Consider the following 332-nt stretch of genomic DNA (forward strand, 5'->3'; position numbering starts at 1 on the left):
TATGGCCGCCCGTGATCAGCGTGCCGCTGCTCTGGCTGAAGTTGCCCGTTACCGCCACGTCGGATGCCAGCGTGAGGCTGGCGCCAGCGTTGCTGACCGTGTGCGTCGCCACGGTGATGGCATCGCCCAGGCTGACCGCACCCGATGCGAACACCACGTTGGCGCCCGTGTTGATGATGGTGCCGCCGGTGAAGCGGCCCACGGCACCGTTACCCCCACCGTTGATGGTGAGATCACGCGCGGACTGGTTGACCACGTTGCCGCTGATGACGCCGCTGTTGGCCAGGTTGCCCAGGGTGCCCGTGCCGGCAATGTACAGCGCCGTGGCGCCC

The 332-nt window shown here is 67.8% G+C and carries 1 protein-coding gene; it reads right to left on the reverse strand.

Annotated features, from left to right (window positions below; translation table 11 throughout):
- Nucleotides 1-332 (reverse strand): hypothetical protein (locus P5F91_RS28880; RefSeq protein ID WP_277908975.1); only part of this gene is annotated, 332 nt, incomplete at both ends.

The organism is Nitrospirillum amazonense (genome assembly GCF_029594735.1).
Taxonomy (GTDB): domain Bacteria; phylum Pseudomonadota; class Alphaproteobacteria; order Azospirillales; family Azospirillaceae; genus Nitrospirillum; species Nitrospirillum amazonense.